The sequence below is a fragment of the Haladaptatus sp. genome (assembly GCF_049589095.1).
Lineage (GTDB): Archaea > Halobacteriota > Halobacteria > Halobacteriales > Haladaptataceae > Haladaptatus.
Genome location: NZ_JBAWAC010000018.1, coordinates 1 through 6,522, shown reverse-complemented (window position 1 = coordinate 6,522; position 6,522 = coordinate 1). Strand labels below are relative to the sequence as shown.

Annotated in this window: 5 protein-coding genes and 2 pseudogenes; 5 read left to right on the top strand and 2 right to left on the bottom strand. The window is 61.4% G+C overall.

The window, feature by feature from the left end:
• From WBV42_RS00675 to gdhB, 5 genes and pseudogenes are all read left to right on the top strand, one after another.
• Window positions 1-274, top strand: a pseudogene (locus WBV42_RS00675) (hypothetical protein); the annotation flags it as partial.
• Window positions 274-693, top strand: a complete 420-nt coding sequence (locus tag WBV42_RS00670) for a Zn-ribbon domain-containing OB-fold protein (protein WP_423984331.1) — start codon at window positions 274-276, stop codon at window positions 691-693. The pseudogene WBV42_RS00675 and the gene WBV42_RS00670, both read left to right, overlap by 1 nt.
• A 209-nt stretch (window positions 694-902) precedes the next feature.
• Window positions 903-2,429, top strand: a complete 1,527-nt coding sequence (locus tag WBV42_RS00665) for an aldehyde dehydrogenase family protein (RefSeq protein ID WP_423984330.1) — start codon at window positions 903-905, stop codon at window positions 2,427-2,429.
• 164 nt (window positions 2,430-2,593) lie between these two features.
• Window positions 2,594-3,949, top strand: coding sequence for an aspartate aminotransferase family protein (locus tag WBV42_RS00660; RefSeq protein ID WP_423984329.1), 1,356 nt, complete (start codon window positions 2,594-2,596; stop codon window positions 3,947-3,949).
• Window positions 3,949-5,247, top strand: coding sequence for a glutamate dehydrogenase GdhB (gene gdhB, locus WBV42_RS00655; RefSeq protein ID WP_423984328.1), 1,299 nt, complete (start codon window positions 3,949-3,951; stop codon window positions 5,245-5,247). The genes WBV42_RS00660 and gdhB overlap by 1 nt, the downstream gene beginning before the upstream one ends.
• 184 nt (window positions 5,248-5,431) lie before the next feature.
• On the opposite strand, the gene WBV42_RS00650 is transcribed toward gdhB, so the two are convergent.
• Both WBV42_RS00650 and WBV42_RS00645 read right to left on the bottom strand, forming a co-directional pair.
• Window positions 5,432-5,806, bottom strand: coding sequence for a hypothetical protein (locus WBV42_RS00650; protein ID WP_423984327.1), 375 nt, complete (start codon window positions 5,804-5,806; stop codon window positions 5,432-5,434).
• Between the two features lie 350 nt (window positions 5,807-6,156).
• Window positions 6,157-6,522, bottom strand: a pseudogene (locus tag WBV42_RS00645) (sodium:proton antiporter); the annotation flags it as partial.

The following is a 6,522-nucleotide window of genomic DNA, read 5'->3' as shown; positions in this document are numbered from 1 at the left end:
CCAGATGGGTGCCGGATTCGTCGTCAAGCGCATGGGGTTCGCGGGCGTTGCCTCGCCCCTCGTCGGTCTCGCCGCGGCCCTCGACGCTGCGGAGTCGGGTTCCAGAATCCTCGTCGCGGGCTATGGGTACGGCCACGGTGCAAGTGCGTTCGTCTTCGAGACGACCGACAGGGTCGAAGACGAGGGCGTGTCGGCTGGCGTCGATGCCGCACTCGAAGCGACCGAGGAGTTGAGTTACGCCGAGTACGCGCGATTGCAGGAGGTGTCGAACTGATGGGTGCACACATCTCGATTCCGATGTACGAGCGAACCGTGGGGCAACGATTGGCGTTCGAGGGCGAACGCTGTACCGAATGCGGAACCGTCGTGTTCCCCCCGAAAGGGGCCTGCCCTGACTGCCGAAGCGACGCGTTCGAGGCGGCCGACCTCTCGGGAGAGGGCACCATCTACTCCTACACCGTCCTCTCGCCGGGTGGTTCGCCGCCGGAGTTCGCCGGGCAGGCACAAGCGGAAGGACGGTACGTCGTCGCCGTCGTCGAACTTGACGAAGGGCCGCGAATCACCGCACAGGTCACGGATGTCGATCCTACCGAGGTGGCGGTCGGTATGCCCGTCTCGGGCTGCATTCGCCGAATATACGAGGAAGAGGGAGTCGTCAGATACGGGTTCAAGTTCGTCCCCGCGACGGAGTGACTCGGTGTGGGGTGAGTACGCGATAATCGGTTCGTCGATCGATCGTCCCGAACCATGCCACTACCCCACCCACCAACCCGCCCATTCATCTCTGAGCCAACAAATGCCCACCAAATTAGAATCATCACAAGATTACCTCGTCAATTTTGTTATCTAGTTAGTTTTATTAGTGCTCGATCCAAGGTGCATGACGAACGAGGACAACCATCATGGAATTGGAACACTACACCAACTCGATTCAGGAGAATCATCAGCAAGCGAGCGAGGAAGCCCAGTCGTTCGGATCGTTCGAAGCGTGGATCGGTGGGTCGTCCCGCCCAGCGGAAAGCGGCGAGACGTTCGAGACGCGCGACCCCGTCGTGGACGAACCCATCCTCTCGGTCCCTCGCTGTGACGACGTCGACGTGAACGCGGCCGTCGATGCCGCACAGGACGCCTTCGAGAGCGAGTGGAGCAACGCAACGCCCGCGGAGCGGTCCGAAACCCTCCTCGAATGGGTGTCGGTGCTCCGCGATCACCTCGAAGAACTCGCGCTCCTCGAAAGCCTCGACGTGGGGAAGCCGCTGTCGTACGCAAAAGGCGAGGTCACCAAGGGTATCGACTTCATCGAATACTACGCGAACATCTGTCGCGCCGAGGGCGGCAAGGAGATTGCGGCGGCAAACGACGCACACATCTACACCCGCCGAGAGCCCTACGGCGTCGTCGGCTGCGTCACGCCGTGGAACTACCCCCTCGTCCTCACCTCCTGGAAGATCGGTCCGGCGCTCGCCGCTGGCAACGCCGTCGTCTTGAAACCCGCCGAGCAGAGTCCGCTCACGGCGCTCCGAATCGCCGAACTCTCCGAAGGCGTCCTACCCGACGGCGTCTTCAACGTCGTCCCCGGTTTCGGCGAAGAGGCGGGCGCGCCCCTCACGGGCCACCCCGACGTGCAGAAGGTTTCGTTCACCGGCGAGGACGTGACCGGCGAGGAGGTGATGAAATCGGCCGCCTCGAACATCACGCCCGTCACGCTGGAACTCGGTGGCAAGTCGCCGTTCGTCGTCTTCCCCGACGCGGACATCGAGCAGGCCGCCGAGACCGTCGCCGGGAGCATCACGTACAACACCGGCCAGTCGTGTGACGCCTGTTCACGCGCGCTCGTCCACGAGGACGTTCGTGACGAGTTCGTCGAGAAATTGGTCGAGGAGATGGAATCACACACCATCGGTGACACGCTCTCCGAGGGGACCACCTTCGGCCCGCTCGTTTCCGAAGCGCAGTACGAGAAGGTGAACTCGTACCTCGAACTCGGCGTCGAAGAGGGTGCGACCCTCGCGACCGGCGGAAACGTCGTCGAAGCCGAGGGTACCGACGACGGTTGGTTCGTCGAACCCGCCGTCTTCGTGGACGCCGACAACGACATGCGAATCGCTCAAGAGGAGATATTCGGTCCGGTCGAGACGGTCATCACCTTCAGCGATTACGACGAAGCCATCGAACTCGCCAACGACGTTGAATTCGGCCTCGCTGCGGGTGTGGCGACGAAGAATGGATCGCTCGCCCACCGCGCGGCCGCCGACATCGACGCGGGAAGCGTCTGGGTCAACAAGTTCTACGGACGCACCGTCACCGGTAGCCCGTTCGGCGGGTTCAAACGCTCCGGCATGGGCCGCGAGTGCTCCCGCGACACGCTCAACGCCTACACCCAAGAGAAGACGGTCCACATTCCCATCGAGCAGGACCCGACGCTCTGAATCCGCCGTCGATTCTGGCCTCCCATCCATTCCATTCATACCGACCCCGAGACGCGAGTCCGTCAGTCACGGTTTGGATTGTTCGAGAAGTGTTTGTAACCTCTCCAAAATTCGGTTTTCTTAGTAAGACTTATTTCATCTTAGGGTGCAGTCAATCGTTATAGATGGCACATCAGAACCACATCTTCTACAAATGGGGTGGTGGTATCGAGCCCGACCTGCCGAGGGTCGACTACGCCACCGACGAGTTCCTCGTGACCGAAGACGGTGAGAGACTCATCGACGCCGCGTCGGGCGCGGCGGTGACTAATCTGGGCCACTCGGTTCCAGGCATCGATCAGATATTCGAGTCACAGTCGTCGGAAGTCTCGTATCTCAGTCTGTCTCACTTCTCCCACGATGCACCCGAGAGACTCGCGCGCACGCTCGCGACGCGCTCTCCCGGAGACCTCTCCAAAGTGTTCTACACGAACTCGGGGAGTGAGGCGAACGAAGCGGCGTTCAAACTCGCACGTGAGTACTTCCGTTCGTGCGGGAAGACCGAGAAATCCGTCGTGATCTCCCGCTGGCAGTCGTATCACGGCGCGACGTTCGGGGCGCTGTCCGCAACCGGGAACACGCTTCGACGGCGTGGCTACGAATCGTTCCTGGCCGACTGGGAGCATATCTCGCCCGCGTACCCGTACCGGTGGCCGTTCGAGGGAACGCCCGAAGAGCAGGCCCGCGCCGCCGCGCGTGAACTCGAAACGGCGATTCGCCAACGCGGTCCCGAGACGGTCGCCGCCTTCATCGCCGAACCGGTCGGCGGCGCCAGCATCCCCGCGGCCGCACCGCACCCCGTTTACTACGAGGAGGTCCGCGACATCTGCGACGAGTACGACGTGCTCTTCATCGCGGACGAGGTGATGACCGGATTCGGCCGAACCGGGCCGCTGTTCGCCATGGAACACTACGGCGTCGTTCCCGACATGATGACGCTCGGAAAGGGCCTCACCAGCGGCTACACGCCGATGAGTGCCGTGCTCGTCCGTGACCACGTCGCCGAGGAGTTCACCCACGACGGCGTCTCGTTCTCCCACGGCCACACGTTCGCCGGGAACCCGTTGTCCGCGGCCGTGGCGAACTTCGTCGTGGACAAGTACACGGACGACGTGCTCGAACAGGGTCGCGCCCGCGGCCGCCAACTCGTCTCCGAACTCGACACGCTCCGAGACCACCCGATGGTCGGCGACTTCCGTGCGATGGGGCCGATGGTCGGACTGGAATTCGTCGCCGATACGGAGACGAAAGAACCCTTCGACCCCTCCTCGAAGGTGTACAAACGGATCTACGACGCCGCACTCGACCGCGGCGTCTACACGTATCCAGGAAAGGGGTCGGTCGATGGGGTGGCGGGCGACCATCTGCTGCTCGCTCCGCCGTTGACACTCAGTGAGACCTCGGTCTCTCGAATCGCCGACGCCGTCGTCGATTCTGTCGAGGCAGTCTACCGCCGCATCAAGCCTGAGGTGACCACCTGATGGTGAAGCACGAGAGGAACGCGACCGTGGAACCCGAATCCCACGCCGAACCCGAATCCGAGACGGCACTCGACACGGCCCGACGACAACTGGAACGGGTTGCGGGACTCGTGGACGTGAACCCGGGTATCGTCGAGCGATTGAAACATCCGACGAAGGTACAGCGCGTGACGGTCCCGCTGAAGCGCAACAACGGCTTCGTTGAGGTCTATACCGGTTACCGCTCCCAACACGACGACGTTCGCGGGCCGTACAAGGGCGGCCTTCGCTATCACCCAAACGTCACCGAAGACGAGTGCGTCGGTCTTTCGATGTGGATGACGTGGAAGTGTGCCGTGATGGATCTCCCCTTCGGGGGCGGGAAAGGTGGCATCGTCGTGGACCCGAAGGATCTCTCGATCGGCGAGAAGGAACGGCTCACCCGTCGCTTCGCCGAAGAGCTGCGCGACTTCGTCGGCCCGGAGAAGGACATCCCCGTACCCGACATGGGGACCGACGCGCAGACGATGGCGTGGTTCATGGACGCCTATTCGATGCAGGAGGGCGAGACGACGCCCGGCATCGTCACCGGCAAGCCGCCCGTCATCGGGGGAAGCTACGGTCGCGCGGCCGCACCCGGTCGATCGGTCGCCATCATCGCTCGCGAGGCCATCGACTACTACGAGATGGACATCGAAGCGACGACCGTCGCTGTCCAAGGATTCGGTTCCGTCGGCGCGAACGCCGCCCGCGTCCTCGACGATTACGGTGCGACCGTCGTCGCCGTCTCGGACGTGAACGGGGGCATATACGATCCCGACGGCCTCGATACTCACGCCGTACCGACCCACGAGGAAGAGCCGGAAGCCGTTATGAAGTACGACGCCCCCGAGAAGATATCGAACGAGGACCTCCTCGAACTCGACGTGGACGTCCTCGTTCCGGCCGCCATCGGTGACGTCATTACCGTGGAGAACGCGGAAAACATCCGAGCAGGCCTCGTGGTCGAGGGGGCCAACGGGCCGACGACGTTCGCGGCCGCCGAGATTCTCGAATCGAAGGGCGTCGCCGTCGTTCCCGACATCCTCGCCAACGCGGGTGGAGTGACCGTTTCGTACTTCGAGTGGCTCCAGAACATCAACCGTCGGTCGTGGTCGCTCGAACGCGTGAACGACGAACTGGAGACGGCGATGCTCCGCGCGTGGGACGACATGTCCGACGCAAAATCGGAGTTGAACGTGACGTGGCGAGACGCCGCCTACGTAGTCGCCCTCTCCCGAATCGCCGAGGCAAAGGAGTCCCGTGGACTGTGGCCCTGAGTTACTAACGACGGGATGACTCACTGGTCTGCTCGACTTGTGTTCGAAGCGCGATAGCGACCATACCTCTCAGTATTCGAATGGGTGAACAGTAGTGACGAGGATCGAACCGTTTCGAACGGTCGATCAGGTCCCCGACCACACGGCTCGAAACCGCCAACTCGTCGTGAACCTCAGTTCGAGATCAGTCCTTTCGTAGTTCGTCGAGAGCGATGATCACGTACAGCATTCCAACCAAGCGGGTTCCGAAGTAGACCCACGGTTTCCATCGACAGTTGCTAGCGTCGGTGTACGCGAGCTTGGTTCCATAGTCGATATAGGCACGTGGGAACGCCAGCGCGAGAAGTCCGAGAACACCGAGGAACTGCTTGAACCCGGCGTACGAGCGGTCGCTTCGCCACATGGTAATCAAGAAGACGAGTCCTTCGACCCGCGCACCAGGAACGACCCAGGGCCGTAGTTCACAGTCGTCGGGATTATCGAGTGCGAGGCGCTCCGCCCGATCGATGAGTTCTTCGGGAGACAGCAGTTCGACGATGCCGATTGCCGAAAGGAGCATACGGAACATCGTGCCATAGTTAGATATCCAACAAGATGAACTTCATCCGGACACACTGAAGACGGGTCTCACGAGTGTCGTTTCGATCTCCTCGCGCTCTAGAACGATCGTTTCCAGTGATAGGAAGACACGCGCGGAGCTAACCGATGAAGGAGAAAGGAAGAAGCGTGGAGAGTTATCAGTTCGTCACTTCCCCCTCTCGGGGGTGCAAGGCGACTCGGTGTCCTACGATATGATATCGACCGTTGTACTGGTCAAAGCCGAGTCGCCCAGCACCCACGCAATGACGAGGACACGAAGTCGGTAAACGATTTTGGCTGATGAATTGAAAAGAGCAATCGGTCGGATTATTACGTGTCTCTGGAGTCGTCCTTGGAATCTTCATCGCGTTTGTGGCGGTCGTCGACTAGATCTTCGAGTTTTCCCTCGGTCGTCTCGAGAAGACGGTTTCCGACGTCGGTGCTGATGATTCCACGTTCCATCGCCGTCTTGATGCCGAGAATTTCCCGCCGAACGATTTCGCCCTCCGCGGTGAGTTCTTCCCTCTCGCGGAGGTGTGGATGCTGGTCGAGCAACGACGAAAGAGCGCGATTCAACCGTCGTTTCTCGCTCGAATATCGTGTGACGATACGTTCGTAAATTTCCGAGGAAATATCGTCCCGTTGGTGCAGTTCTTCGGCTCCTGCGAGCGCAGCGTCGACACCGTGTAACCGACC